The sequence below is a fragment of the Eikenella sp. NML99-0057 genome (assembly GCF_001648535.1).
GTDB lineage: Bacteria > Pseudomonadota > Gammaproteobacteria > Burkholderiales > Neisseriaceae > Eikenella > Eikenella exigua.
The window spans coordinates 174337-199760 of the sequence record NZ_LXST01000006.1 but is presented as its reverse complement, the minus strand read 5'-3'; the positions used below and the strand labels follow the sequence as shown (position 1 = coordinate 199760).

Below are 25424 nucleotides of genomic sequence, written 5' to 3'. Positions count from 1 at the left end.
AGCCTTTTATGACCTTCACCCTCCCCGTCCTACTTGCCGCCTGCTTTGCCGCCGTCCTACTCTGCGCACTCATCGTCTGGCTGTGGCAAAACGCCCGCAACCAAGCCGCGCAACACCGCCACCAACAGGAAGCCGACCGCCTGCAACACCAGCTCGCCCTGCAACAGCAAGCCTGGCAGCAAAGCGAACAGCACCTCGGCCACACTGCCCAAAGCCTGGCCGACAGCCAGCAGCAGCTTTCCGCCGCCCGCCAAGCCGCACAGGATTACCAAACCCGTGCCGCCACCGCCGAGCAATCGGTGCAACATTTCACCAACCGCCTAGCCGAGGCGGCCGAACGGCAGCAGCAGCTGTTGCGTGAGCTCGCCGTAGCCAAGCAGCAATCTGCCGCCGAACAGGAAGAAGCCCAAAGCTGGCAAACCCGAGCCGTGGCCGCCGAACAATCCAAGCAACACCTCGACCGCAGCTTGGCCGAAGCCGCCGAGCGCCGGCAGCAACAGCAGCAAGAGCTGGCCGCCGCCAAACAGCAGCTCGCTGCCGAACAGGAAGCAAGCCAAAACTGGCAAACCCGTGCCGCCACCGCCGAAAAATCCGTGCAACACCTCAACAGCCAACTGGCTGAAGCCGCCGAGCAGCAGCAGCAGCTCCAACAGCGCTACGAAACCACCCGCCAAGAGCTGGCCGCCAGCCGCCTGCAGCACGAACGCGTGCAAACCCAAATCGAACAGCAGCAGCAAGCCCACGCCGAACAAATCGCCCTGCTCAACCAAGCCCGCCAAAACCTAGGCGAACAATTCCAAAACCTCGCCAACCAAATCCTCGAAGAAAAAAGCCGCCGTTTTTCCGAGCAAAACCGCCAAGAGCTCGACCAACTGCTCAATCCATTGAGCGAAAAACTGCAAGGCTTCAGCCAGCTCGTGCAAAACACCTACGAAAAAGAAGCCAAAGAGCGGCTCACGTTGGAAAACGAGCTCAAACGCCTACAACAGCTCAACGCTCGGCTGCACCAAGACGCCCAAGCCCTCACCCAAGCCCTCACCGGCAGCCGCAACAAAAGCCAGGGCAACTGGGGCGAGATGATTCTGGAAAAAGTGCTGGAAAACTCCGGCCTGGTGAAAGGGCGCGAATACTTCGTGCAAAGCGGCGGCCGCCAAACCGACAGCGACGGCGAAAGCCGCTACCTCCAGCCCGACGTGCTCATCAACCTGCCCGACAACAAACAAATCATCGTCGATTCCAAAGTATCGCTCACCGCCTACGTGCGCTACACCCGCGCCGAAAGCCCCGAAGCCGCCGAAGCCGAGCTCGCCGCCCACCTCGCCTCGGTACACCAGCACATCAAAGAGCTCGCCGCCAAACGCTACGATGAAATCCAAGGCCTGGTATCGCTCGATTTCGTCTTCATGTTCGTACCCGTGGAGCCCGCCTACCTGCTCGCCCTGCAGCAAGACCCCGAGCTCTTCCAAACCTGTTTCGACCAACGCATCATCCTGGTCGGCCCCAGCACGCTTCTGGCCACCCTGCGCACCGTGGCCAACATCTGGCGGCACGAATACCAAAACCGCCACGCTCTGCAGATTGCCAGCGAAGGCGGCAAACTCTACGACAAATTCGTCGGCTTTGTGGAAACCCTAGAAAAAGTAGGCAAAAACCTCCAGCAGGCGCAAGAAAGCTACCAAGCAGCCCACAAACAGCTCCACAGCGGCCGCGGCAACCTGGTCGGCCGCGTGGAAAAACTGCGCCAAATGGGCGTGAAAGCCGGCAAACGGCTCGATGCGCAGCTGGTGAAGCAAGCCGGCAGCAAAGAGCCGGAGGCGCTGGAAGATAAAACAGGCGGCGCGGCAGACAAGGTGTAGGGAGAGGCTACCTGAAAATTTCAGGTAGCCTCTTAATATTGTATGCTGCCGTAACTTGAGCATTTATGCCCGATATTTGTGCCTCACTGAAAGCGTAAACCACAATGCAATAGTAAAACAGCAGCACTACTACGCCAACATTTTATTCTACCTGCTCTTCTTAATATTGTTAGGTAGTCTCCCCACTTGTGCTTCTTAAATCTACATTAGTACCTCCTTTTAGCGATGTAGAAAAAAGGCCGGAGGAGGAGAAATATGGTGCTTGAGTGGCTGTTTGCCGGCCATAATGCGGCGCGCTTGGCGCAAGGCTTGTGGCTCACGGTAAAGATTTCGTTGATTTCGATAACGCTTCCCTGTGTGTTGGACACGCTGTTCGGGCTGCTGATGCGGGTGCATCATCCGCTGGCGTGGTTTGTGGGTGCACTGTATTTGGAAGTGGTGCGGATCGTGCCGATTCTGATGTAGTTGTTTGTACTGTATTTCGGGCTATCGGCCTAGACGGATATCCATTTGAACAGTGTGTGGGTATGCATTTGGGTGTTTGTGGTTTAGGGCACCGGCGAGATGGGCGATTTGGTGCGCGGCGCGCTGGAATCGATTGAAAAGCATCAGGTGGAATCGGCCAAGGCGCTGGAGCTGAACCGGTGGTAGGTGTTTTGGTATATCGAGTTGCCACAGAGTGTGCAGCGGGCACTGCCAGGCGCAATCAGCCTATTCACGCGTATGGTGAAAACCAGCTCGCTGGCAGCCTTGACCGGCGTGGTGGAAGTGGTGGAGGTGAGGCAACAGATTATCGAGAATTCCCTACTTACCATGCCGAACGCTTCGTTTTGGGTGTATGGCCTGATTTTCATATTGTATTTCTTGTGCTGCCGGCCGCTTTCGTTGCTGACAGGCTATTTGGAAAAGAAATTAGGAGAGCTGATATGGCTTTGCTAAACGTGCGTCACCTGCGCAAAGGCTACGGTGACACCGTAGTGTTGCAGGACTTGGATTTTAGCCTAGAGAAGGGCGAGGTGGTGATTTTGGGCCTATCGGGCAGCGGCAAAAGCTCCCTGCTGCGCTGCATCAACGGCCTGGAGCCGCATCAGGGCGGGCGGCAACATCGAAATGGAAGGCGTGGGCGAATTCGGCAAAAACGTGCCGTGGGAAAATCGCCCGCCAGAAAGTGGGCATGGTGTTTCAGAGCTATGAATTTTTTGCCCACATGAACGTGATCGACAACATCCTGCTCGCCCGCGTGGGCCTGCTCAACCGCAAAACCACCTTCCCGCGCGAGCTTTCCGGCGGGCAGAAGCAGCGCATCGCCATTGCGCGCGCTGTGGGAGCTGGCACGCGAGGGCATGAGCATGCTCATCGTTACCCACGAAATGGAATTCGCCGCCAAAGTAGCCGACCAGATTATCTTTATGGGTCAAGGAAACATCATCGAAGAAAGTACATCCGCTAAATTCTTCACCAAACCGGAAAGCAGCTGCGCCCAACAGTTTCTCAGCGGCGCGGATTATTCACCCGCCAGCATGCCCACAACGAGGAAAACCAACAGCAGAGGCATACCGAGTCGCTCCGATATACGGGTGGTCACCACACTGACAAACAGAAACAAGACCATAATCAGAAACAGAGTGTTTAACTGTTCCATATGGGCTATCCTTATGGAGGAATATAATTGGTAGAGGCTACTTGAAAACGTGAGCGTCAATGAAGTTAAAATAATAGGGCGGCGTGTAGATTGATCCTGTGGCAGGAACAAAAAACAAAGCTTCCGTTATCGTTAATAAAATGGATATTTTGCATCTGCCGAAATCGGCTTATATCAATTCATAATGGTAATCTCAAAATGCTTTTCCAATTGGCACATTTCCCTGCCGCCCAGCATGGAAAAGGCTACCTGAAAACACAGATTTTGAGTTTTCAGGTAGCCTTTTTTATTGTAGGCAACGGTTATACCAAGAATTTCTTGATGTCGATGCCTTTTTCTTGGGCTTCTACAATCCATTTCGGCCGTTTACCCACGCCGCCCCACACTGCGCCAGTTTTCGGATTGCGGTATTGCGGGCGGCTTTGTTTTTCTTTCAGGCCTGCTTCAATATCGGCAATGCTGATTTCAAAGTCTCGCATAATGGCCAGAATTTGATTAACTTTCTTTTTACGCTCGGAAACCAAACGGCGTTGGATTCGGTCTTCCAAGGTTTTCTTCTGTTCCAGGAGTTGGTCTAAAGTCTCACGTGCTGCCATGATGTTTCCTTTGTGAAGGTTGTTAAAATTTATTTCGGGGCTGATTATAAGGGTATTTCGGTTTCTTATGCCAGAAATAAATTGCCGGTTTGGCACAGATACGCGCCAAACCGGCTCAGTTTCGTTATGGTAAATCAGGCTTCGGCTTTCAGCAAATCCTGTAATTCGCCGGCTTCATACATTTCCATCAAAATGTCGGAGCCACCCACGAATTCGCCGTTTACATACAGCTGCGGGATGGTGGGCCAGTTGGCGTATTCTTTGATGCCTTGGCGGATTTCGGGGTTTTCCAATACGTTTACCGTAACGAAATCATTGCAGCCTGCGGCTTGCAGGATTTGCACGGCGCGGGAGGAGAAGCCGCATTGCGGGAATTGTTTGGTGCCTTTCATAAACAGCACTATGCGGTTGCTGTTTATGAATTGTCTGATTTCTTCTTGGATGCTCATAGTGTTTCTTCTTATGGATCAAATATGGATAAAAATGCAGATGCGAAACAGCAGTCATTATAGCGGATTAAATCTGCTTTCGATACAAGAAGCAGAAGCGAAGTTGATGCACTATAACCGATCTGACAACTATTCGGGGCATATCCATACGGCGGCAAAGAAACCATCGGTGTGATGGGTGGCCGTAGCGAGTTGCAGATAGGGGCTACCTGAAAACAGTTCGGGGCAATCGGGCAGGAGTCCGGTGGCGTTTGCCAGCTGCCAATCGGGATGAGCGGCACTGAAGCGTTCAGCTTGGTGTTCATTTTCAGCCGCAAGCACGCTGCAGGTGGCATACACCAAACGGCCGCTGGGGCGCACCAGGCGGGCGGCGGCTTCGAGGATGGCGGCCTGTTGCTTTGCCAATTCGGCGATGCGTTCGGGCGATTGGCGGTATTTCAAATCGGGATTGCGGCGCAGGGTGCCCAGGCCGGAGCAGGGGGCGTCCACCAGCACGCGGTCGGCTTTGCCGATGAGGCGTTCGAGGCGCTGGTCGGTTTCGCTGCCGATGAGCTGCGGGCTGATGTTGGTGAGGCCGGCACGCACCATGCGTGGCTTGAGTTTGGCCAGGCGCTTTTCGGCCACATCGAAGGCGTAGAGACGGCCGCTGTTGTTCATGGCGGCGCCCAAGGCGAGGGTTTTACCGCCTGCGCCGGCGCAGAAATCGACAATAATTTCGCCGCGCCGCGCGCCGGTGAGGCGTGCGAGCAGCTGGCTGCCTTCGTCTTGCACTTCAATGGTGCCTTCCAAAAATAGCGGGTGGCGCATGAGGGCGGATTTGTCGTGCAGGCGAATGCCCCACGGCGAATAAGGCGTGGCTTCGCAGCGGATGCCTTCATCTTGCAGTTGGGCGAGCACTTTGTCGCGTTTGGCTTGGAGGGTGTTCACGCGCAAATCGAGCGGGGCAGGAGTGGCGGTGCTGCGGCCGAAGGCGAGGATGTGTTCGTCGCTCCAGCCTTGGGCGTGCAGTTGGGCAATGAGCCACTCGGGCAGTTCGGCGGCGGTGTTCAGCTGCTCGGCAAACTTGGTTTTTTTGGCTTTCAGGTAGCCTAGAAACTCAGTCTCTTCGGCATTGGCGCAATCGGCCAGGGCGGAAATGCTGATGCCGCGACCCAATACCAGGGCGACCAGCGCGGCGCGGCGGGATTGGCGTACGGGCTCGGGCAGCACGCTTTGGATTTTCTGCAAATGGCGCAGGGCGGCGAACACGGTTTCGGCGATTTCGTGCCGGTCTTGGCGACCGAGTTTTTTGTGGCTGCGGAAATAGGCGGAAACGAGAGCGTCGGCAGGCTGCTCGAAGCTGAGCACTTGGCCGAGCAGGGTGGAAGTGTGGAGGAGTTGGGCAGGAGTCATTTTGGCGTGGTGGTTTCAGGTAGCCTAGGAAGGGGTAAGGCTACCTGAAAATGGGCAGATAAGAAACAGACAGGCTGCGGGGCGGCTTGTCTGTTTGGTTTGGCATTTCAGGTCGCCTGCGTTTGCTGCTTACTTGGGCGGCTGCAGGGGCGCGCCGTCGATTTTGCCGCTGCGCAGTTTGAGCTCGTAGGTTTTTCCGTCGTCGGTGTATTTGATGAGGGCGGGGATGTTGGCGAAATCGGGGGCGAAGGAATATTCGATGGTGTCGTCGCCGCGTTGCACGCGGAAGCGGTTTACCACAATGCTGGCACCGTTGATATTGTAGCGGGCGGAAGGCAGGCGGGTCATGCCGCGAACGGGATAAACACGTTTGCCATTGGTAATGTGCAGGTTGGCAGGCAGTTGGCCGTTGTTGAGCGCGAGCTGCCAGGCTAGGGTGAAGAGGTCGAAAGTGGGGCCGCTGATGGGCTGGCTTTCGGTTTGGCCGGTTTTGCCGTAGGTGATGGTTTTGCTGCCGTAGTCGAAGGTGGCGCCGGCATAGGCGCGACCTTTGCGGGTGTCGCTGTAGCGGGCGGGCTGCAGGCGGTTGCCGCTGATGCTGCCGTTGGAGGAAAAGCGCATTTTGTAGAGCGGCACGTTGATGTCGGCGTTTACGTTGTAGCGGCCGCCGTTTTGGTTGAAGGTCATCACGGCGGGCACGCCGTAGGGGCCGATGTAGTGCAGCTCGGCGTTTTTGGGAAAGGCGGTTTCGGCAGCGGCGGCGGGCGCGGCCAGCGCGGCGGCGCACAGGACGGCGGCAGTACCGAGGCGGAGGGCGAGACTAGTCATTTGAAATTCCTTTGGTGAAAAGGGATGGCATGCCGCGCGCAGCAGCTTTGAGGCGGCATCATAGCCTTAAGTTTTGCATTGGAGGGGCGGCGGTTATATGGTTTGACGGGAATTTTAGCTTTGTAAAAATTCCCTACGTTCGTTTAGCTAAGCTGAAACATCAGTTTCAGGTAGTCTTTCGGTATTTTATTTTGCGCTAGGCTGATTTTAATGCCCGGGGAACATGCCTTTCATGCCTTGCGCCATGCGCATGAGTTTGCCCATGCCCTTGCCGCCGAACATTTTCATCATTTTTTGCGACTGCTCGAACTGCTTGAGCATTTTGTTCACTTCCTGCACGGTGGTGCCGGCACCGGCGGCGATGCGGCGTTTGCGGCTGGCTTTGAGCAGGGCCGGATTGGCGCGCTCTTTCGGGGTCATGGAATTGATGATGGCTTCCACTTTGCTCATGGCTTTTTCCGCCGTACCTTCCGGGATTTGTGCGGAAAGCTGCCCCATTTCGCTAGGCAGTTTGGACATGAGCGATTCGATGCCGCCCATATTGCGCATCTGCTGGATTTGGGCTTTGAAATCGTTCAGGTCGAAGCCTTTGCCTTTATGCAACTTTTTGGCCATGCGCTCGGCCACTTCCTGATCGATGCCTTTTTGCACATCTTCAATCAGGGAAAGCACGTCGCCCATGCCGAGAATGCGGCCGGCGATGCGGTCGGGGTGGAAGGGCTCGAGGCCGCCGATTTTTTCGCCGGTACCGATGAATTTAATCGGTTTGCCGGTAACGTGGCGCACGGAAAGTGCCGCGCCGCCGCGTGCGTCGCCATCCATTTTGGTGAGGATAACGCCGGTGAGCGGCAGGGCTTCGTTGAAGGCCTGGGCGGTGTTTACGGCATCTTGGCCGAGCATGGCATCCACCACAAACAGGGTTTCCACCGGATTCACGGCTTCATGCAGGGCCTTGATTTCGGCCATCATGACTTCGTCCACTGCCAATCGGCCGGCGGTATCGACCATCAGCACGTCGTAGAAATGCTTTTTGGCGTAATCAAGCGCGGCTTGGGCAATGGCCACGGGTTGTTGGGAAACGTCGGATGGGAAAAAATCCGCGCCCACTTGCTCGGCCAGGAGGCGCAACTGCTCGATGGCGGCAGGGCGGTATACGTCGGCCGACACCAGCAGCACTTTCTTGCGCTGCTCTTCTTTGAGCAGGCGGGCGAGCTTGCCGGCGGTGGTGGTTTTACCCGCCCCCTGCAAGCCGGCCATCAGCACCACGGCAGGCGGCACGGCGGCCAGATTGAGGCTGCTGTTTTGCGTGCCCATCAGCTCGGTAAGCGCCTGGTTTACCACGCCGATAAAGGCCTGGCCAGGCGTGAGGCTGCCGATCACTTCGTGGCCAACGGCGCGTTCTTTCACATTGGCCATAAAGTCTTTCACCACCAGCAACGCCACGTCGGCTTCCAACAGCGCCATGCGCACTTCGCGCAGGGCTTCTTTGATGTTGTCTTCGGAGAGGCGCGCTTGGCCGCGCATTTTTTTGGCCCACTGGCTGAGGCGGCCGGATAGATTATCTAACATATTGTTCCTTATGCCGGGTGAAGCCGCCAAGATGCTGCGTTGGCTTGTCTTGTTTTAGGGTAGTCTCACCCGGCCGACAAATGGATGGTTTATTCAGGATAGGGATAACAGCTTTTTTAAACTTTGTTGAAGCTGGGTTTTTCAGGTAGCCTTTCCAAGCTTTTCGGTTTTGAGAAATCCAACTTCAGCTTCACCAAAACATCGCTTTCAGACAGCCCCTGACAGGCCGCAAAGTTTGCTAAAATCGTAGTATTTTACACTATAAAGAAGCATGGCCGGATTGTTTATTTTGCTTGCGTTGCTCTACGGCGGCATGGGCGTGTTTGCCTAGTGGTTCGGGAAGCAGGATGCCCGGCAGCCATGCCCGCTCAAAGGTGAGCTGCTGTTGCTGGTGGCGCAGCTGCCCGTGCACGCGGCGGTAGTGTGTCAGCCGCTGCTACTCAGCCGCTTCCCCAACGGCATCGGCTATGCCCTGTGTCTGGTTACCTGGTTGATGCTGCTGTTGTGTTGGCGCGGCAGTTTCTTTTATTCGCTGAAGGGTTTGCAACTGCTCTACCCTTTTGCCGCGCTTTCCATGCCGGCTGCCGCGCAGTGGCCGGCGCTGGGCGCGGATTATGCGGTGGGCAATATGCCCTTTCTCTACACGTGGGCACATCGGTGTTATCGTACGGCCTGTTCGATATTGCCGCGTTGCTTGCGCCGTTGGTTTTGCTGCTGAACCGCCGCCTGCGCAGTCACCGCATTTCGCCGCTGATGTCGTTTTGCCACCGCTGTTGGGCCTGGAAAAGCTGATGTTTCAAAGCATGCTGGCGGGTTTTGTGCTGCTGAGCATTTCTGTGGGCAGCAAGTTTGTGTTGCAGGTGTTGCTGCACCAAGTGTGAAGGCGAAAGGCTACCTGAAAAGTACTTCGGCAAGTTTTCAAGCAGCATTGGTAAACATAATTTTTAGCATACATCAAACAAACAGCAAATAAACCGGTTTCCATTTATGAGCTATCTTGACCACTCCCGTTCCACCACCTATTCTGCACCAAATCCTTTGTTTCCTCTTCATTCCAACCACAGGAGATACCCAATGAAAAAAGTGATGTTGTCCGTTGTCGCTTCCGCTCTGTTTGCCAGCGCCGGCACTTGGGCGCATGGTGTGCAGGGCACGAACGAACCGAGCAAAACGCCGGTAGACCGTAGCGTGCAGGTGTACAGAATGTCCAACTTGCAGCAGTGGAACCGCGAAAAAGCCGGCGGCGGCGAAGGCAGGCTGCTGGGACGTTTTGCCTACACCCGCCACCAAACCGGCGAGCAAGACGCTATCCGCGAAATCGGCTGGCTCACGCTGCCGCCGGGTGCGTCTATCGGCCTGCACAAGCACACCAACAATGAAGACGTGTACCTGATTGTGGAAGGCCGCGGCACGTTTATGGGTACAGATGGCAAGGAAGTGCCTGTGTCTGCTGGTGACATCACCATCGCCCGCCCCGGTCAGTCGCATGCGCTGAAAAACACCAGCCGCCGGCCGCTGCGCTTCATCAACTTTATCGGCCAGTTGCCGAGCACGGCTCCGGCTGCGCAGTAATCTGACGCGATAACGGCAGAGGCTACCTGAAAGTTTCAGGTAGCCTCTATCTTTATGCAGATCGCTCCAAGTGCCCTTTGCCGAAAATTTCGGTATCATGCAGCCTCTTCCCGTTTTTAGGAAAACTTATGTTCCGTTCATTGCTTGTGGCCGTTGTGTTGGCGGCTTCTGTGGTGCCGGCGGCGGCAGAAACTCAGTCGCGCGTGCTGGCCAATGGTATGAAAGTGATTGTGCGCGAAGACCACCGTGCGCCGGTGGCGGTTACGCAGCTGTGGTTTAAGGTGGGTAGTGCCGACGAGCACGCAGGCAAAACCGGCCTGAGCCACGCCTTGGAGCACATGATGTTTAAAGGCACGCCCACTGTGCCCGCCGGCGAATTCAGCCGCCGCATTTCCGCACTGGGCGGCAGCGACAATGCCTTCACTTCACGCAACGAAACCGTGTATCACCAAGAATTTGCCGTGGCCAGCCTGCCGCAAGTGCTGGAGCTGGAGGCCGACCGCATGGTGAACCTGAATTTCAGCGATGCCGATTTTGAAAACGAAATGAAGGTGATCCGCGAAGAGCGCCGCCTCACCACGGATAATGACCCAGACGGCAAAATGTGGGAACAGATTAATCTGAATGCCTATGCCAAGCCGGAAAACCGTGCGCCGGTTATCGGCTATGAGGCGGATTTGCACACGCTCAAGCCGGAAGATTTGCGCCAGTGGTACCGCGCCTGGTATGCGCCGCACAACGCCACGCTGGTGATTGTGGGCGACGTGAAGGCGGGCGAAGTGCTGGATAACGCGGAAAAACTGTTCGGCAGCCTGCCAGACCATCCGCTGCCCGCGCGCAACGATTTAACTGAGCCGCCGCAAACGGCCAACCGTTCCGCCCGTTCCACCGCGCCGGTAAGCTCGCCGGTGGTGGGTTTGGCCATTCAGGTGCCCGCCCTGCGCAAAGTGGACGACAAACTGCCCTATGCGCTGAATATGTTGGCCGATGTGCTCGACGGCAGCATGTCTGCCCGCATCGAGCGCAATCTGGTGCGCGGCCGCAAAGTCGCTGTGGAAGCCTCGCTGGGCTACGATATGCTCACCCGCTCGCCGGATGTGCTGCTGTTTAGCGGCACGCCCGCGCCGAATGTGAAGCCCGAGCAGCTCACGGCAGCGTTTTTGAATGAAGTACGCCAGATTGCCGAACACGGCGTAAGCGAAGACGAATTGGCACGCGTGCGCAACCGCAGCTTGGCCGCGCGCGAGTTTGGCAAAGATTCGATGGAAACCCAGGCCACCAACATCGGCTCGCTGGAATCGGCCGGCTTCTCCTACACGGATGAAGACGAAATCCGCCGCCGCCGCTTGGCCGTGAGCGCCGAAGAAGTGCGCGAGGCCGCCCGCTGGCTTTTGGCGCAGAAACACACCACCGTGGTGCTGTATCCCGAATCCAAGTAAGCGGCAAAGGCTACCTGAAAACGTAGGAATATTTTTCAGGTAGCCTTCCGGTTCTAAATTAACAGGCTACCTGAAAGCGCCCGCTTCAGCGCAGCCCAAACCGTATCCAAATTTAGGAGTGAATCCCCATGAAACCCCTGTTCCGCACCCTGCTGCTGGCCTGCCTGCTGCCCGCTGCCGCGTTGGCCGAGAATATCCCCATTCAGCGCTGGCAAACCGCCGAGGGCACCAAAGTGCTGCTGGTGGAGCGGCATGAAAACCCGATTGTCGATATCGATGTAGCCTTCGATGCCGGCAGCAGCCGCGACAGCGCCAACAAAATCGGCGTGGCCGATTTCGCCGCCGGCTTGGCCGACACCGGCACTAAAAGCCTGGGCGAAGAAGCCCTGCTCCAGCGCGTGGCCGATTTGGCTGTAAGCCTTTCCAGCTACAACACCACCGACACCTCCGGCGTGCGACTGCGCAGCCTCTCCAAGCCGGATATCCTCAACCCTGCCCTCGGCCTGATGCGCGACGTATTGGTTGAGCCCCGTTTCGATCCCGCCGTACTCAAACGCGAGCAAGACCGTGCGGTGGAAACCCTCAAACAAAACCGCACCCAACCCGATTTCCTCGCTTCCGTGGCCAACACCCGGCAGGTGTACCCCACCCATCCCTACGGCTATTCCGCCCGCACCAGCGAGCAAACCATCCGCCGCATCACCCCTGCCGACCTGCATCGCTTCCATCAGCAATATTTCACCCGCCGCAACGCCGTGGTGGCGATTGTGGGCGATGTCAGCCGCAGCCAGGCCGAAGCAATCGTGAGCAAACTCACCGGTGACTTGCCCACCGGCCAAGCCTTGCCGCCCCTGCCCGAAGCCACCCATGGCGCGGTGCAAACCCAAACCCTGCCTCATAGCGGCACCCAGGCGCACATCGTATTGGGCATGCCCCTCCTCACCCCGAACGATCCCGACTACTACGCCTTGGCCGTGGGCAACTACATCCTCGGCGGCGGCAGTTTCGACAGCCGGCTGATGAAAGTATTGCGCGACCAACACGGCTACACCTACGGCGCCTCTTCCCGCCTCACCCCCCTGCGCGCCCAAGGCCCGCTCACCATCTCCTTCGCCACCGAGAAATCCCGTGCCGCCGCCGCCCTGGCCGACACGCAGAAAGTGTTGCAGGAGTTCGCCGCCAACGGCCCCACCGAAGCCGAACTGGCACAGGCCAAAGCTAATCTCGTGGGCAGCTTCCCCCTGCGCTTCGACACCAATGCCGAACTGTTGGGCTACCTGAAACTCATCGGCCTCTACAACCTGCCCGACGACTACCTCAGCCGCTATCCGGCAGCCATTTCCCGCCTGAGCGCCGAAGAAGTGAAAGCCGCCTGGCAGCGCCGCGTAACCGGCCTGCACACCACCGTGGTCGGCATGCCCCAATCCGGCAAACCCGCCGCACGCCGCAGCAACGGCAGAAGGCGTTAAGCACAATCCGCTTGATTGAACCAAGCGTGATCAAACAAAAGGCTACCTGAAACTTTCAGGTAGCCTTTTTGGTGTGGGATTTTGTATGGGCAAAACATGCCTGCTTATAGAACCGATTATGCCGCACTTATTTCCCTTAATCTGGCCAGATTCTGATTGATGGCATCATTAACAACCGATGGATTCAGCACGCCTGTCGCACCCAGTGCCAAAACGTGCAAATATGTTGTCAGTAAGCTAACGCGCCAGATATATTCTGTTTTTATTCCGTCTTCAATATATCGGTCTAGCTCTTCTTGCGCATTTTTCACCGATTCGCCATCCAGAATTTTTTGTATCCATTCCTGATGTTCGTCGTCGTCATGCCATTTCGATTTCACGTCTTCACGCAGCATTCGGGTGATTTCTTGTTTGACGCTTTCGTCACGGGTTAAGAAGAATTTCAAACAATAACTAGGTTCGATAAACGTCCACAAGTTGAAATTGCCGTTGAATTTCAACTTGGTTAAAACATCTAAGCAGATTTCCGTTTCTTGAATGCGGTTGGTGCAAAACAGGCTGAATAACAGGTGGTAGGCCTTTTCCAAGTCGGCTTTGTTGGTTGGGCTGAATTTCTTGCTCAACGCCGCCGCTTTTTTCATCTGGGCCGGGGATAAATTGTCCGAAAGCAGTAAATCAGAAAACATCAGGTTTACCTCTCCATCATTCAAAATTTCTTCAGTTTGGTTTCGATTTAGACAGCGCATACGCTCTGTTTCATTTGCAGATAAGCTCAAAGGCTACCTGAAAACCGCTATCTCTGTTTTCAGGTAGCCTTTGTTTGGCTTTACAACTTCAACACCCACTTGCGGTAGGCGAATTCGCCGCCCATCAGGATGCCCATTAGGATGTAGGCGATGATGCCGGTGTAGACTGCCCACCAGCGGTATTGTTCGAGCAGCACGAGCAGGGCGGCGAGGCTGCCGTTGAGGATGAAAAAGCCGCACCAGATTTGGGTAACGCGGCGGGTGTAGGCCACACCTTCGGGTGGCAGGTCGGGATGTTGCAGGCGGGCGAGGCGTTCGATCAGGCTTTGTTTTTGCGTGAGGCTGAGGCCAAACAGCAGCAGCAGCAGGCCGTTTACCCACACGGGATACCAATACATGCTGCCGGGCCGCTTCAAAAGGAGGATGGCGGCGAAGAAGGCGGCCACCAGCAAGGAAACGCGCCGCTGGCCGGGATCGCGTTGCATGGCGGCGCGGGCGAGCCAGAGCAGGAGCATGAAACCGGCCAGCGGATAAAACCAGCCCTGCTTGCGGCCGTAATACCAGAGCAGGGGGTAGAGTACGCTCAAGATGCCGAGCAGGATTTTGGCGGCGGTTTTCACGCTTCGGGCTTGGCTTCTTGGTAGAGCTTGGACACGGCGGCAACTACGTCGTCGATGGTGCGGACGTTGCGGAAATCGTCGGCTTGGAGTTTGTAGCCGGTTTGGCGTTTGATTTGGTCGAGCAGGTCGATGGCGTCGATGCTGTCGATTTCGAGGTCTTCGTAGAGGTTGGTACTGCCGGTTACGTTGCTGGTGTCGATTTCAAACATGTTTTCCAGTATGTCGAATAGGAAGGCGCGGATTTCGGTTTCGGTCATGGGTGTTCCTTATAATGATGGGTGGCGGCCGGGCAGGAATGCCCGACCTATGTTTCAGGTAGCCTTGATCATACTGCTTCGGCTAGCCGCGTTGTTTCTGCACGAAGGCGGCTAGCGTGGACACATTAGCGAAGCTGTCGCGCAGTTCCTGGCTTTCGCCGTCGAGCTGGAAGCCGAAATGTTTTTGCACGGCCAGGCCGAGTTCGAGTGCGTCTACGGAATCGAGACCGAGGCCGCTGTCGCCGAACAGGGCTTCTTCATCGCCGATGTCGGCGGGAGTGAGGTCTTCCAGGCCGAGGCTGTCGATAATCAGTTGTTTTATTTCTTGTTTCAAATCAGTCATTTTCTTGGCTTCTTTCGTTGAAGTATTGTTGCAGGTGGTCGTTGAGGCGGCGGGCGGCGATGGGCAAGGGGTGCTTGTTTAACCAGTCCTGCGGGTTGATGTCGTCGCCGACGATAAAGCGGTAGGCCGGTTTTTGCAGCGGGATTTTGTACCACGGCTGGCCTTTTTTGAAGTTTGGCGGCTGCATTTTAATCACCACGGGGGTGATGACCTGCGCGCTTCTGAGGCCGATGGACACCGCACCGCGATGAAATCTCACCACACCGTCCCAGCCAGTGCGCGTGCCTTCGGGGAATACCAACAGGCATTGCTGCTGCAAAACTTCGTGTACGGCTTCCACAAAATCCAAGTCTTCCTGATTGGGCAGGTAGCCGCAGGCGCGGATTTGCCCGGCCATGGCCGGGTTGCGCTGCAAATCGGCTTTTACGATGCAGTTGGCTTCGGGCACGCGGCCGAGCAGGAACACCACATCCAGCAGCGAGGGATGGTTGGCCAATATCAGCTGGCCGGGGCGGCCGAGCCGCTCGAAGACTTCAAATTCCGCACTCAAAATGCCGGAGCGCATCAAATAATAGCTAAACCACAGCCAGGTGCGCGTAACCACGCGCCGCGCCTGCTTCTGCTGCGCCAACATGGGCGAACGGCGCAGCAGCCAGGGCAGCAGCACGATTTGCAGCAGCACGCCGAACACGCCGAAAAACACGAAGCCCAGCCCGGTGGCCAGCAATCGCCACAGGCGGTTTAGGCGGGCGCTTAAGGGGTAAGCCGCTGCCATTGCCAAGCCTTGTCTGCGTAATGGTTTATCCACTGGCAGCTGCCTGAATGCTGTTGCCGCAGCCATTCGAGCGCGCCCCAATAACCGCAGTTTGCCATGCCGCCGACATCGTGCACGGCGGGGGACAGTTCCCATTCTTCGCCGGCGGTAAGCAGCAGCGCGAGCGCGTGGGCGAAGGGCGCGCGTTCGGCCGGTGTGGCGGGATATTGCGCCTGCAAGGGCTCGTCCACCACCACTGCCAACACGCGCTCCGCTCCATCGGCCAGCAGGCCGGCGGCTTCGAGCACGGCGGTTTCCAAGCCGCTCTGCCGCACGGAAAGCGCGGTGTATTCGCTCATGTCGCCGCGCAGCATCGACCACTGCCCGGCCAGGGCATTGTGCACGGATAGGCCGAAAGAGGTGGGAGAAACTTCGTTGTCGCGCAAAAGCATGGTCCACAAACCGAAGCTGCGGTTGATTTCGCCATCGTGTGAGGCGAGCACCAGCGGGCAGGGTTCGCCTTCCGCCAAGAGCGGATGCGCCGCCGCAAACAGCAGTCGTGCCGAGAGACCGAGCCGCCGCCGCTGCATGGCGGGCAGGAAATCCACCTTCGGCGGCGTGTCGGGCAAATCGGCGGCGTTCAAGCGGCCTGATGCCCACGCGGCCCAGTCTTCGCCTGTGTGCAGGCGGGTGGAGGCGGCGTGCCAGCTTTGGATAGAAAAGCGGAGACGGAAATCGGCGGTCATGTTTTAACTTCGTTGAAGCTACGTTTTAACTGCGTTGAAGCTTCGCTTTCAGGTAGCCTTTTTCAAAATAGGCAGCCTGTTAAGGACAGTTAAGATGGTGCATTATAACAAGAATGCGGCACTCAGGCATCTTACGAGCGGGCTGAAAAATGTGAACAGCGTTTCTGCGAAAAGAAAAGTTTCAGGTAGCCTTGATTTCTGAGGTTTCCACATTGGCTGCCCGCGAATTTGAGGCTACCTGAAAGAACCAAAGCGCCTAAACAAAACGATAAAGCAGCCGCTTTTCCACCGCCTGCCATTCGCCGAAGCCGTGCCAAGCCCATTCCGCTGCTACTTCCTGCGGCCACACCACACTGCACAACCAAGCTCCATCCAGTAGAAATACCGCGCCCTGCCAAAACCGGCCGCCTGCACAGAGCCGCCAGCCGTCCCCGTTTGGCCGCAATCCGGTTTGCGGCATATCCGCCAGCCCCTGCCCCGTGGCCTTGAGCAAGGCCTCTTTCAGCGTCCACAACGCATAATAATCGGCCAATTCGGCATGCTGTTGCAGCCAGCGTGCTTCGTCTGCATGCAGCACCCAATCCGGCCAGGCATCGAAACGGCGCGGGCGCAGCCGTTCCAAATCCACGCCAACGGGAAAATCGGCAGACGGCACCGCCAGCACGGCATGGCCGCCGCTGTGGCTGAGGCTACCTGAAAAACCGTCTGCCGCCGCCTGCTGCTTGAGAAAGCGGCTCACCTGCCAGCCGGTTTGCGCCACACGGGCAAGGTGGCGAGAGAGATGGGCGCAGTCGGCCTCATCCAGCAGCCCGGCGGGGTAGCGCGCGGCGCAGTCGGGCGCGGCCAGATAGAGGCGGATGGTGTGTTGCGGCGGCGGGCGGGTAGGCATAGGCAAGGTTTTTTAATATACTTTAAACTTTGTGAAATCGCGGTTGATTGGCCGTGAATTTCCAGTTTTCCAACCCAGCTTAAAAGGGAGCAAATATGAAATCTCGCCAAATCATGCTGGCGGCTGCAATTGTAGCCGCTTTCGGCCTCGCCGGCTGCAACAACAACCGTGCGCCGAACAACACAAGCGGTCAAGGCGGCCGCAACGGCGCCCATGCCACCAGCCAAACCACCGGCCGCGTGTGCCGCCTGCTACAAGACGACGACCCCAACCGCAGCGGCCGCAAAGTAGTGTACCGCTGCTCTGGCCGCGCCGTGCTGGCTTCCGAAGAAGCCAAAAGTCTGCTCAATCCCAATGTGCCTGTGAGCTTCGGCGGCGGCGGCCGCGTGATTCAGGCTAATTTATCCACCCGTCAGGCAGCCAATGCTTCCAACAAATCAGACGAAGCCGCCTGCGAACGCGCCTTTATCAACGCCGCCCATAAATTCCAGCAAACCGCCCAAGCCCGTGGTGGCAGCCGCGTGAGCAACTTCCACAGCTACTACAACCGCCAAGTGCTGCACGGCGGGCAGTACGACTGCGAAGTGGGCACTTTCCACGCCCGCGTAGTGATGCGCGGCAACATCGCCCGCTAAGTCGGCTGCGGCATAAAGGCTACCTGAAAACTGTTGATGCGGTTTCCAGGTAGCCTTTATGCCGCCCCCATGTGGCATGACTACGCGCCCGCCTGCTGCATCCGCCACCAAGTGCAGGAATTGCCGCTCACACAGGGTGGATACCGCCCCTCCGACCTGCACACCATCAACACCCATCACGGGCTGGGGTATAATTTTAACGAAACCTGAAGCACGGTTTTCAGACGGCCTTTCAAGCTGTTGCAACCATCCACAGGAATAACACCATGCCTTCCGCCAAACTCATCCAAAAACTCAAACCCGCCCTGCAAAACCAGCTTCCGCCCGAACAAGACGGCATCTTGTTGTGCCTCGATTCCGACAGCGTAACGGGTGACAATGCCAAATACATGAAAATGTATAACCGCTTTGCCCGTTGGTACGATTTCGGCGAACGCTGGATACCGCCTCAAATACGACAACAGCATCAACGAGACACGGCGCAGCCTGATGGGCGAACTGGAATGGCGGCAGGACTGCACTGCGCTCTACGTCTCCATCGGCACAGGTACCGATTTAAACCACCTGCCCGCCAACATCAACCCCACCGCGCTGGATTTAACCGGCGCCGACCTGTCGCTTGGCATGTTGGCACGCTGCCGCAACGTATGGCGGAAAAAAGCGGCGGGCTTAGACTTGGTACACTGCAACGCCGAAGACTTACCCTTTGCCGACAATCTGTTCGACGTCGTATTCCATGTGGGCGGCATCAATTTTTTCAGCGACAAACAAAAAGCCATCAACGAAATACTGCGCGTCGCCAAGCCCGGCACCAAAATCATGATCGCAGACGAAACCACCGACTTCATCCAACAACAATACAAAAAAAGCCTATTCACGCGTAACTACTTCCAAGACACCGATTTCGACCTGACACAAATCGAAAACTGCATCCCCAAAACCGTACAGGAAAAGAAAACGCGGCTGCTGTGGAACAACCGCTTTTACTGCATTACCTTCCGCAAACCTGTTTGATACAGCCGCCACATTTGCTTTTTCAGACGAGCTCGAAATCTGAAAAGGTCGTCTGAAAAATAAAAAGCAGCCTGCACTCGTTACAAAAAAGTGCAGGCTGCTTTTACGCTTTCAGGTAGCCTTTCAGACGACCTTAATGCAGATTTGCTTTAAAGAACTGCTCAAACTTATCAAACGGAATCTTGCCTCGGGTGTTGTCATACAAATCCGTGTGGTTCGCACCCGGCACGATGTACAGCTCTTTGTTTTTGCTGCCCAGAGATTTGAACGCGTCTTCGCTGAAATAGCGTGAGTGTGCTTTTTCACCGTGTACGATTAAAGCGGGGGCGCGCAATTCGCCGGCACGTTGCAGGATGGGCATATTGATGAACGCCAGCGGCACGGTGGTCGCCCACGAACCTTGCGGATTGGAGTTTACCGCGCGGGGATGGAAGCCGCGTTTGGCACGGTAGAAATTGGCGTATTCGGCGATGAATTTCGGTGTGTCGGCGGTGATGTCTTTTGCCGGGTCAAGGTTGTTGGCGGGCGAAAGAGTGGCGTAGCCGTTTTGCACGGCTTCCCAGCGGCCGTTGTTCAATTGCACTTTCATTTGGTAGCGCGCTTCGGCATCCATTTGCGGCTGGGCGCGGTCGTAGCCGCCTTGTGCGTTCTGCTTCATGTTGATTTCGTAGCCGTTGGCCATCACGCGGGACATGTCGTACATGGTGCTGGTGGCGACGGCTTTGATGCGGGTATCGCCCACAGCGGCATTTAACGCCATGCCGCCCCAACCGCAAATGCCCAAGATGCCTATTTGTTCGCGGTTCACGAAGTTTTGCAGGCCGAGGAAATCAACGGCGGCGGAAAAGTCTTCGGTGTTGATGTCGGGCGACGCCATATTGCGCGGTTCACCGCCGGATTCACCGAGGTAGGACGGGTCAAATGCCAAGGTTACAAAACCGCGTTCTGCCATCGCTTGGGCATATAGACCGCTGGATTGCTCCTTCACCGCACCGAACGCGCCGGCTACCGCAATTGCAGGCAGTTTCTGACCCGAACGGATATTTTTCGGCACATACAAATCACCAACCAATGTGATGCCGTAGCGGTTTTTGAATGTTACTTTGTGGTGTTCCACTTTATTGGACCGGGGGAAAATTTTGTCCCATTCTTGGGTAAGCTGCATAGTTTGAACTCCTTTCATCGGGGTAATGGACACGTCTGCCAGCGCAGGACCGGACAAAGTCAATGCAACGGCGGCTGCGGCAGCAGTTTTCAGGAATGATTTTTTAACTTGGTTTTTCATGGGGTTATTCCGCGATTTGCTTATCGAATGAGTGCATTATAGGGATGGACTGTTTGGCAAACAATGAATAAAATCTGAATTGTTAATTCTAAAATTTGGAACAATTAAGGTGCAGGCTGCCTGAAAAGGTTTTCAGACTGCCTGAATCAATCTCTTGAAATCAAAATGGACAAACTCAACGCCCTAAAATACTTCTGCTCCGCCGCCGAGACCCTGCAATTCCGCGAAACCGCGCTGCGCCTGTCCGTTTCGCCGCAGGTGGTAACGCGCGTGATTGCCGAATTGGAACAACACCTCGGCGAACAGCTTTTTACCCGCAACACACGCAATATCCACCTGACCGAGTTTGGCGCAGCCTTCCTGCCGCGCGCCCAGCAGCTCCTTGCTGACAGCGAAAACCTGTTTTCTGCCGCCAAAGAAAAAGACGAGATACGCGGCATCGTCCGTATCACCGTACCGCATTGGAGCGATAACAACCGCATACTCGCCCGCCTGCTGGAAAAATGCGCCGACTATCCCGAACTTTATATCGATTGGCGCAGCAACGATACCAAACTTAACGCGGTGGAAAACCAAATCGATATCGGCATCCGCATCGGGACACAGGCGGAAGATTTGATGATTGTCCGAAAAATCTGCGACATCACCGACAAAATCGTCGCCTCCCCCGCCTATCTCGCCCGCCACGGCACGCCGCGAAGCCTAGACGAATTAACCGGCCGTTTCCCCGCATCGTCACTCATTAACGCCAACACCAACCGCCCGTGGGGCTGGCCGCTCAACGCAGAAATGCACGTTTTTCCGAAAAACATCCGCTTCATCACAGACGACCCTGCCAACGAACTCGCCGCCGCACTGGCAGGCAGCGTTGCGGCCTATATCCCGGAACATCTGTGCCGAACCCACCTGCAAAACGGCGAACTGGTGGAACTCTTCCCCGAAATCCCGCGCCGCCCGTGGCAACTCTATATCTACCGCCCGCAACGCACAGTAACTTCCGGGCGCATGTTAAAGGTGTTCGACTGGCTGACGGAGGTGTTGCGGGAAATGTATGATAAAGAAGCTACCTGAAAATCCGGCAAGCTCAAGGATAGTCATCAGTTATCGCTAACCTCCTTTTCAGACGGCCTCCAAGCGCGAAAACCAGCCCGACTTAATCACACACACTTTTCAGGCTACCTGAAAGCGAAACTTCACCGCAGTCAAAACACCGCGCAGTTTCTGCGCAGCTTAAGTTTCAGGTAGCCTGCAATCATTGCAGCAACCGATTCCGTGGCATACTGCCTGAAACAGCCTGTCTATTCTTCTCCAGTGTATAATCCTGCCTATCACAAAACCAATCTTTCCAACCAATTACGGCTGAAGCAATGATTTTCTCATACCGAGCGACGAGCCGCAGGCAGTACAGGCAGGGGAAATAAGCGCTTTAGCTATATTTAAGAGCAAACACATCATGACCTTAGCCTACTGGTGCATCTTCTTCGCCATTTTCCTGCCCATTTTCTGCACCGCCTATGCCAAATACCGCGCTGGATTTTCCCCGGCCGACAACCACAACCCGCGCGCCTTCCTGGCCCGCGCCCAAGGCAAGGCCGCGCGCGCCGATGCGGCACAGCAAAACAGCTACGAAATCTTCCCTCCGTTTGCCGCCGCCGTGATCATCGCCCACGCCACCGGCAACGCCGCCCAGTTCACCATCAATTTCTGGGCGCTGCTCTTCGTGGCCAGCCGCATCGCCTTTATCTATTGCTACATCAACGATAAAGCCACGCTGCGCTCGGCCATGTTCGGTGTGAACCTGCTGTGCATCGTGGCTTTGTTTATTGCCGCCATTTGATTTTCAGGTAGCCTTATGGAACGCCCCGTTAAGGTTTTGTTCGTTTGCTTGGGCAACATTTGCCGCTCGCCGATGGCCGAATATCTCTGCCGCAGCATGGCGGCCGCCCGCGGCCTGCCGGTGCACACCGCCAGTGCGGGCACATCCGGCTGGCACGACGGCGAAGGCATGCATTGCGGCAGCCTGGAAGTCCTCTCCGACGAAGGTATCGACAGCAGCGGCTTTGTGAGCCGCCGCGTGCGTGCGCAGGATTTGGCCGGTTTCGACTACCTGCTGGCCATGGACGACGACAACCTAGCCGAACTGGAACAACGCTTCGGCCGCCACCCCGGCAAAATATTCAAGATAACCGACCTTCTGCCCGATAGCGGTTACAGCCACGTTCCCGACCCGTGGTACACTGGCAACTTCAACGAAACCCGCCGCATCCTCACCGCCTGCTGCACCGCGCTGCTGGATAAGATTGAAAAAGATTTGGCCAACCAGTCCTAGCAGGCAAACACTAAAAGGCTACCTGAAAGTTTTTCAGGTAGCCTTTATTACTGCCGTATCGAAGCTCTACCACTCAAACGGCAGCCCGAGTTCCTCGGCCAAGCGGCGCATTTCGTCCAGCGTTTTGGGCAGGATGGGGATGCCGCTTTGTTTGCGTTCGCGGCAGCATTCGGCTTCTTTTTCGCCGTGGATATAAATCCGCTCTTGGCCGGCGGCTTTTGCCGATTCGCGCAGCTCTTGCAGGTAGGCGCTGAAATGGCTGCGGATAGCTTGGGCATCGCCGAAGATTTCCGGGTTGAAGGCAGCGAAATAGTGGCAGATGCCAGCATGGCTGTTTTTCATGGTGTGGTTGGAAGTGGTGCCTTGCGAGAGGCAGGCGGAGAAGAATTCCACCAGCACGGCATAACCATAGCCTTTGTGGCTGCCAAACAGCTCGCTGCTGCCGCCCAAGGGATACATGCCGCCGCCCAGCCCTTGGCGCACGCATTCCACAATAATCTGCGGGTCGGTTTCGTCCACGCCCTGGCTGTTAATTGCCCAGCCAAGCGGAGCGGTTAAGCCTTTTTTGAGGTATACCTCGGGTTTGCCGAAAGCAACCACAGAGGTGGCGGCATCGAGGCTGAAATCGGTCGGGCTGGCGGGAATGGCCACGGCGATGGGGTTGGTGCCCATCATCGGGGTGCGTCCGTAGGTGGGCACTACAATGGGGAAGGAATTGGTCATGGAAATGCCCACCAAGCCTTGGCTGGCGGCCATGCTGCTGTAGTAGGCAGCAATGCCGTAGTGGTTGGAATTGCGCACCGACACCATGCCGATGCCGCTTTGTTTGGCTTTATCGATGGCCAGCAGCATGGCATAGCGCGACACAAGCTGCCCCATTGCAGCGTGGCCGTCCACTACTGCCGATACGGGCGTTTCAAACACAGTTTCCGGTTTGGCGCCAATGTGTACGAAGCCACCATTGATGTGCTGACGGTACATTTCCAGCCGCTGCGAACCGTGCGTGTCCACACCGCAGAGGTCGGCGGCTACCAGCACATCGGTAATCTGCGCCGCTTCTTCCGGCACGAAGCCGTAAGCCTTAAAGGCGGCCTCGGTGAACGCACGTAGGGCTGCAGCATCAATTTTTTTAATCGTTTGCATTGTTTATCCTCCTCCGCTTCTGCGGCAACAAAAAACTGGTTCCAACCTGATGTGTTCGCCTACTCACTGCCTTGGCGGCAGGCTTGTTATATCTTTATTATACCGCGATTTTCATCCCAGACGGCAACCAATGCAAACCCTGCGTTGAAAGTGGTAGCAAGTGACGGTTTTAACCTTGTTGAAGCTGCACTTTCAGGTAGCCTTTAATCTGTAAACAAACCTACTTTGGCAAGATGTATCCTTGAAAGGCTTAAAAAAAAAGAATATGCTGCACGCACAGCATCACAGGATGCTGTCTATGTTATCGGAAATGGGGCGGCCAGCCTCATACTATTGTTTAGGAGAACCAACGAAATGGCTAAAAATCTGAACGTTTTCGACCGCGAATACGGTCTGCTCATCAACGGCGAGTGGACAAAGCCCGGCAACCTGCTGGAATCGCACAACCCCGCCAACGGCGAGCTTTTGGCTAAATTCACCGACGCCACCGACGCCGATGTGGATGCCGCAGTGGCCGCTGCACAGGCTGCGTTTAAAACCTGGCGCAAAACCACCGCCGCCGAGCGCGCTGCTATTCTGAATCGAATCGCCGATGTGATTGATGAGAATGCCGAACTCTTCGCCCTGCAGGAAACGCTCGATAACGGCAAACCCATCCGCGAAACCCGCGCCGCCGACATCCCGCTGGCCTCCGACCACTTCCGCTATTTCGCCAGCGTAATTCGCGGCGAAGAAGGTAGCGCCAACCAACTGGATGAAGAAGATCTCTCCATCGTATTGCGCGAGCCCATCGGCGTAGTTGGCCAAATCATTCCGTGGAACTTCCCCTTCCTCATGGCCGCCTGGAAAATTGCTCCCGCGCTGGCCGCAGGCTGCACCATCGTGATCCACCCCTCTTCCAACACCTCACTGAGCCTGCTGTCTTTCGCCCAAAAAATCAACCACCTGCTGCCCAAAGGCGTGCTCAACGTGATTACCGGTAAAGGCAGCAAATCCGGCGAATACATGCTGCACCACAAAGGCTTCAACAAGCTTGCCTTCACCGGCTCTACCGAAGTGGGCCGCCGCGTGGGCATCGCCGCTGCCGAGCTGCTGATTCCTTCTACTCTGGAGTTGGGCGGCAAATCTGCCAACATCTTCTTCGACGACATGCCTTTCGACAAAGCCTTGGAAGGCGCGCAAAAAGGTATTTTGTTCAACCAAGGCCAAGTGTGCTGTGCCGGTTCGCGCATTTTCGTGCAGGAAGGCATTTACGACAAATTCGTAGCCGCCTTGTCTGAAGAGTTTAAGAAAGTGAAAGTCGGCCTGCCTTGGGAAGACGACACCCAGATGGGCGCACAAGTGAACGCCGGTCAGCTCAACACTATTCTGAAGTATGTGCAAATCGGCGAACAAGAAGGCTGCCGCATCATCACCGGCGGTAAAAAAGTAGAAGGCGAACTGGGCAAAGGCGAATTTGTTGAGCCCACTCTGATTGCTGCCGACAGCAACAACAGCCGCATCGCCCAAGAAGAAATCTTCGGCCCGGTGGCTACCGTGATTAAATTCAAAACCGAAGAAGAAGTTATCCAGCTGGCCAACAACAGCGAATACGGCCTCGGCGGCGGTGTGTGGACGCGCGACATCAACCGCGCCCTGCGCGTATCCCGCGCCCTGGAAACCGGCCGCGTGTGGGTGAACTGCTACAACCGTCTGCCTGCCGGCGCTCCCTTCGGCGGCTACAAAACTTCCGGCATCGGCCGCGAAACCCACAAAATGATGCTCGAAGCCTACACTCAGGTGAAAAACATCTATATCTCTACCCGTGAAGAGCGTGAAGGCATGTATTGATTGCTTTGCTTGATTGCAACG

26 protein-coding genes and 3 pseudogenes are annotated in these 25424 nt (G+C 56.3%); 14 read left to right on the top strand and 15 right to left on the bottom strand.

What is annotated here, in order from left to right; genetic code table 11:
- The first annotated feature begins 8 nt into the window (after positions 1 to 8).
- The 3 genes and pseudogenes from rmuC to A7Q03_RS10885 all read left to right on the top strand — a co-directional run bounded on the left by rmuC (position 9) and on the right by A7Q03_RS10885 (position 3306).
- Positions 9 to 1856 (top strand): DNA recombination protein RmuC, encoded by a 1848-nt coding sequence (rmuC, locus tag A7Q03_RS08150; RefSeq protein WP_067448887.1) that lies wholly within the window; start codon positions 9 to 11, stop codon positions 1854 to 1856.
- Positions 1857 to 2111: 255 nt separating this feature from the next.
- Positions 2112 to 2795: pseudogene (locus A7Q03_RS08145) on the top strand (amino acid ABC transporter permease).
- Positions 2783 to 3306: pseudogene (locus A7Q03_RS10885) on the top strand (ATP-binding cassette domain-containing protein). Before A7Q03_RS08145 ends, A7Q03_RS10885 begins: the two co-directional pseudogenes overlap by 13 nt.
- A 54-nt stretch (positions 3307 to 3360) precedes the next feature.
- Here A7Q03_RS10885 and A7Q03_RS10430 read toward each other — a convergent pair.
- The 6 genes from A7Q03_RS10430 to ffh all read right to left on the bottom strand — a co-directional run bounded on the left by A7Q03_RS10430 (position 3361) and on the right by ffh (position 8332).
- Positions 3361 to 3498: a hypothetical protein gene (locus A7Q03_RS10430; RefSeq protein WP_197474760.1), complete on the bottom strand. Its 138-nt coding sequence runs from the start codon at positions 3496 to 3498 to the stop codon at positions 3361 to 3363.
- Positions 3499 to 3800: 302 nt separating this feature from the next.
- Entirely contained in the window at positions 3801 to 4094 is a 294-nt protein-coding gene (locus tag A7Q03_RS08130) for an H-NS family nucleoid-associated regulatory protein (protein WP_067439840.1), read from the bottom strand.
- A gap of 134 nt (positions 4095 to 4228) precedes the next feature.
- Complete coding sequence (grxD, locus tag A7Q03_RS08125; protein ID WP_067448881.1) at positions 4229 to 4543, bottom strand: Grx4 family monothiol glutaredoxin; 315 nt, start codon at positions 4541 to 4543, stop codon at positions 4229 to 4231.
- 129 nt (positions 4544 to 4672) lie between these two features.
- Complete coding sequence (locus tag A7Q03_RS08120) at positions 4673 to 5935, bottom strand: RsmB/NOP family class I SAM-dependent RNA methyltransferase (RefSeq protein ID WP_067448879.1); 1263 nt, start codon at positions 5933 to 5935, stop codon at positions 4673 to 4675.
- Between the two features lie 129 nt (positions 5936 to 6064).
- Positions 6065 to 6763: a DUF3108 domain-containing protein gene (locus tag A7Q03_RS08115; RefSeq protein WP_067448877.1), complete on the bottom strand. Its 699-nt coding sequence runs from the start codon at positions 6761 to 6763 to the stop codon at positions 6065 to 6067.
- Positions 6764 to 6970: 207 nt separating this feature from the next.
- A complete protein-coding gene (gene ffh, locus A7Q03_RS08110) occupies positions 6971 to 8332 on the bottom strand; it encodes a signal recognition particle protein (protein WP_067448875.1) in 1362 nt (453 codons plus the stop codon).
- A gap of 385 nt (positions 8333 to 8717) precedes the next feature.
- Between ffh and A7Q03_RS08105 the strand changes: the two genes are divergently transcribed.
- The 4 genes from A7Q03_RS08105 to A7Q03_RS08090 all read left to right on the top strand — a co-directional run bounded on the left by A7Q03_RS08105 (position 8718) and on the right by A7Q03_RS08090 (position 12812).
- Positions 8718 to 9050, top strand: coding sequence for a hypothetical protein (locus A7Q03_RS08105; protein WP_067686612.1), 333 nt, complete (start codon positions 8718 to 8720; stop codon positions 9048 to 9050).
- A 356-nt stretch (positions 9051 to 9406) separates the two neighbouring features.
- Positions 9407 to 9904, top strand: coding sequence for a cupin domain-containing protein (locus A7Q03_RS08100; RefSeq protein WP_067448872.1), 498 nt, complete (start codon positions 9407 to 9409; stop codon positions 9902 to 9904).
- A gap of 128 nt (positions 9905 to 10032) precedes the next feature.
- On the top strand, positions 10033 to 11343 hold the full coding sequence (locus A7Q03_RS08095) for a pitrilysin family protein (protein WP_067448870.1): 1311 nt from the start codon (positions 10033 to 10035) through the stop codon (positions 11341 to 11343).
- Between the two features lie 128 nt (positions 11344 to 11471).
- Positions 11472 to 12812 (top strand): pitrilysin family protein, encoded by a 1341-nt coding sequence (locus A7Q03_RS08090; RefSeq protein ID WP_067448868.1) that lies wholly within the window; start codon positions 11472 to 11474, stop codon positions 12810 to 12812.
- Between the two features lie 116 nt (positions 12813 to 12928).
- Here the strand turns inward: A7Q03_RS08090 and A7Q03_RS08085 are convergent, their stop codons facing one another.
- From A7Q03_RS08085 to A7Q03_RS08055, 7 genes are all read right to left on the bottom strand, one after another.
- Positions 12929 to 13588: a DUF6707 family protein gene (locus A7Q03_RS08085; protein ID WP_153705523.1), complete on the bottom strand. Its 660-nt coding sequence runs from the start codon at positions 13586 to 13588 to the stop codon at positions 12929 to 12931.
- Between the two features lie 50 nt (positions 13589 to 13638).
- Positions 13639 to 14178 carry a hypothetical protein gene (locus A7Q03_RS08080; protein WP_067448864.1) on the bottom strand — a complete coding sequence of 180 codons (540 nt, stop codon included), beginning with the start codon at positions 14176 to 14178 and terminating at the stop codon, positions 13639 to 13641.
- Entirely contained in the window at positions 14175 to 14435 is a 261-nt protein-coding gene (locus tag A7Q03_RS08075; protein WP_067448862.1) for an acyl carrier protein, read from the bottom strand. The genes A7Q03_RS08080 and A7Q03_RS08075 overlap by 4 nt, the downstream gene beginning before the upstream one ends.
- Positions 14436 to 14517: 82 nt before the next feature.
- Positions 14518 to 14778: a phosphopantetheine-binding protein gene (locus A7Q03_RS08070; protein ID WP_003771002.1), complete on the bottom strand. Its 261-nt coding sequence runs from the start codon at positions 14776 to 14778 to the stop codon at positions 14518 to 14520.
- Entirely contained in the window at positions 14771 to 15553 is a 783-nt protein-coding gene (locus tag A7Q03_RS08065; RefSeq protein ID WP_067448860.1) for a 1-acyl-sn-glycerol-3-phosphate acyltransferase, read from the bottom strand. Before A7Q03_RS08065 ends, A7Q03_RS08070 begins: the two co-directional genes overlap by 8 nt.
- Positions 15532 to 16278: a beta-ketoacyl synthase chain length factor gene (locus A7Q03_RS08060; RefSeq protein WP_067448858.1), complete on the bottom strand. Its 747-nt coding sequence runs from the start codon at positions 16276 to 16278 to the stop codon at positions 15532 to 15534. Before A7Q03_RS08060 ends, A7Q03_RS08065 begins: the two co-directional genes overlap by 22 nt.
- A gap of 256 nt (positions 16279 to 16534) precedes the next feature.
- Positions 16535 to 17167 carry a 4'-phosphopantetheinyl transferase superfamily protein gene (locus A7Q03_RS08055; RefSeq protein WP_067448856.1) on the bottom strand — a complete coding sequence of 211 codons (633 nt, stop codon included), beginning with the start codon at positions 17165 to 17167 and terminating at the stop codon, positions 16535 to 16537.
- Between the two features lie 95 nt (positions 17168 to 17262).
- Here A7Q03_RS08055 and A7Q03_RS08050 point away from each other — a divergent pair, with 95 nt between their 5' ends.
- From A7Q03_RS08050 to A7Q03_RS08045, 3 genes and pseudogenes are all read left to right on the top strand, one after another.
- The gene (locus A7Q03_RS08050; protein WP_067448854.1) at positions 17263 to 17802 is read left to right on the top strand and encodes a hypothetical protein; all 540 of its coding nucleotides are present in this window, start codon (positions 17263 to 17265) and stop codon (positions 17800 to 17802) included.
- Between the two features lie 69 nt (positions 17803 to 17871).
- Positions 17872 to 18012 carry a hypothetical protein gene (locus A7Q03_RS10640; RefSeq protein WP_231863713.1) on the top strand — a complete coding sequence of 47 codons (141 nt, stop codon included), beginning with the start codon at positions 17872 to 17874 and terminating at the stop codon, positions 18010 to 18012.
- Between the two features lie 56 nt (positions 18013 to 18068).
- Positions 18069 to 18816: pseudogene (locus A7Q03_RS08045) on the top strand (class I SAM-dependent methyltransferase).
- Between the two features lie 133 nt (positions 18817 to 18949).
- Here A7Q03_RS08045 and A7Q03_RS08040 read toward each other — a convergent pair.
- Positions 18950 to 20101, bottom strand: a complete 1152-nt coding sequence (locus A7Q03_RS08040; protein ID WP_067448852.1) for an alpha/beta hydrolase — start codon at positions 20099 to 20101, stop codon at positions 18950 to 18952.
- A gap of 165 nt (positions 20102 to 20266) precedes the next feature.
- Between A7Q03_RS08040 and A7Q03_RS08035 the strand changes: the two genes are divergently transcribed.
- From A7Q03_RS08035 to A7Q03_RS08025, 3 genes are all read left to right on the top strand, one after another.
- The gene (locus A7Q03_RS08035; RefSeq protein WP_067448850.1) at positions 20267 to 21172 is read left to right on the top strand and encodes a LysR family transcriptional regulator; all 906 of its coding nucleotides are present in this window, start codon (positions 20267 to 20269) and stop codon (positions 21170 to 21172) included.
- A gap of 382 nt (positions 21173 to 21554) precedes the next feature.
- Positions 21555 to 21938, top strand: a complete 384-nt coding sequence (locus A7Q03_RS08030) for an MAPEG family protein (RefSeq protein WP_067448849.1) — start codon at positions 21555 to 21557, stop codon at positions 21936 to 21938.
- A 15-nt stretch (positions 21939 to 21953) separates the two neighbouring features.
- Positions 21954 to 22430, top strand: coding sequence for a low molecular weight protein-tyrosine-phosphatase (locus A7Q03_RS08025; protein WP_067448848.1), 477 nt, complete (start codon positions 21954 to 21956; stop codon positions 22428 to 22430).
- Between the two features lie 66 nt (positions 22431 to 22496).
- On the opposite strand, the gene A7Q03_RS08020 is transcribed toward A7Q03_RS08025, so the two are convergent.
- Complete coding sequence (locus A7Q03_RS08020) at positions 22497 to 23573, bottom strand: Ldh family oxidoreductase (RefSeq protein WP_067448847.1); 1077 nt, start codon at positions 23571 to 23573, stop codon at positions 22497 to 22499.
- Positions 23574 to 23927: 354 nt separating this feature from the next.
- Here A7Q03_RS08020 and A7Q03_RS08015 point away from each other — a divergent pair, with 354 nt between their 5' ends.
- On the top strand, positions 23928 to 25403 hold the full coding sequence (locus tag A7Q03_RS08015; protein WP_067448845.1) for an aldehyde dehydrogenase family protein: 1476 nt from the start codon (positions 23928 to 23930) through the stop codon (positions 25401 to 25403).
- Positions 25404 to 25424 lie beyond the last annotated feature (21 nt).

Coding starts and splice junctions, on each gene's coding strand:
- A7Q03_RS10430 (WP_197474760.1), bottom strand. CDS start 3,498: ATGGAACAGTTAAACACTCTGTTTCTGATTATGGTCTTGTTTCTGTTT.
- A7Q03_RS08065 (WP_067448860.1), bottom strand. CDS start 15,553: ATGGCAGCGGCTTACCCCTTAAGCGCCCGCCTAAACCGCCTGTGGCGA.
- A7Q03_RS08055 (WP_067448856.1), bottom strand. CDS start 17,167: ATGCCTACCCGCCCGCCGCCGCAACACACCATCCGCCTCTATCTGGCC.
- A7Q03_RS08050 (WP_067448854.1), top strand. CDS start 17,263: ATGAAATCTCGCCAAATCATGCTGGCGGCTGCAATTGTAGCCGCTTTC.
- A7Q03_RS08090 (WP_067448868.1), top strand. CDS start 11,472: ATGAAACCCCTGTTCCGCACCCTGCTGCTGGCCTGCCTGCTGCCCGCT.
- A7Q03_RS08040 (WP_067448852.1), bottom strand. CDS start 20,101: ATGAAAAACCAAGTTAAAAAATCATTCCTGAAAACTGCTGCCGCAGCC.
- A7Q03_RS08070 (WP_003771002.1), bottom strand. CDS start 14,778: ATGACTGATTTGAAACAAGAAATAAAACAACTGATTATCGACAGCCTC.
- A7Q03_RS08030 (WP_067448849.1), top strand. CDS start 21,555: ATGACCTTAGCCTACTGGTGCATCTTCTTCGCCATTTTCCTGCCCATT.
- A7Q03_RS08075 (WP_067448862.1), bottom strand. CDS start 14,435: ATGACCGAAACCGAAATCCGCGCCTTCCTATTCGACATACTGGAAAAC.
- A7Q03_RS08095 (WP_067448870.1), top strand. CDS start 10,033: ATGTTCCGTTCATTGCTTGTGGCCGTTGTGTTGGCGGCTTCTGTGGTG.
- A7Q03_RS08100 (WP_067448872.1), top strand. CDS start 9,407: ATGAAAAAAGTGATGTTGTCCGTTGTCGCTTCCGCTCTGTTTGCCAGC.
- A7Q03_RS08130 (WP_067439840.1), bottom strand. CDS start 4,094: ATGGCAGCACGTGAGACTTTAGACCAACTCCTGGAACAGAAGAAAACC.
- A7Q03_RS08015 (WP_067448845.1), top strand. CDS start 23,928: ATGGCTAAAAATCTGAACGTTTTCGACCGCGAATACGGTCTGCTCATC.
- A7Q03_RS08025 (WP_067448848.1), top strand. CDS start 21,954: ATGGAACGCCCCGTTAAGGTTTTGTTCGTTTGCTTGGGCAACATTTGC.
- A7Q03_RS10640 (WP_231863713.1), top strand. CDS start 17,872: ATGTGGCATGACTACGCGCCCGCCTGCTGCATCCGCCACCAAGTGCAG.
- grxD (WP_067448881.1), bottom strand. CDS start 4,543: ATGAGCATCCAAGAAGAAATCAGACAATTCATAAACAGCAACCGCATA.
- ffh (WP_067448875.1), bottom strand. CDS start 8,332: ATGTTAGATAATCTATCCGGCCGCCTCAGCCAGTGGGCCAAAAAAATG.
- A7Q03_RS08120 (WP_067448879.1), bottom strand. CDS start 5,935: ATGACTCCTGCCCAACTCCTCCACACTTCCACCCTGCTCGGCCAAGTG.
- A7Q03_RS08035 (WP_067448850.1), top strand. CDS start 20,267: ATGGACAAACTCAACGCCCTAAAATACTTCTGCTCCGCCGCCGAGACC.
- A7Q03_RS08020 (WP_067448847.1), bottom strand. CDS start 23,573: ATGCAAACGATTAAAAAAATTGATGCTGCAGCCCTACGTGCGTTCACC.
- A7Q03_RS08060 (WP_067448858.1), bottom strand. CDS start 16,278: ATGACCGCCGATTTCCGTCTCCGCTTTTCTATCCAAAGCTGGCACGCC.
- rmuC (WP_067448887.1), top strand. CDS start 9: ATGACCTTCACCCTCCCCGTCCTACTTGCCGCCTGCTTTGCCGCCGTC.
- A7Q03_RS08115 (WP_067448877.1), bottom strand. CDS start 6,763: ATGACTAGTCTCGCCCTCCGCCTCGGTACTGCCGCCGTCCTGTGCGCC.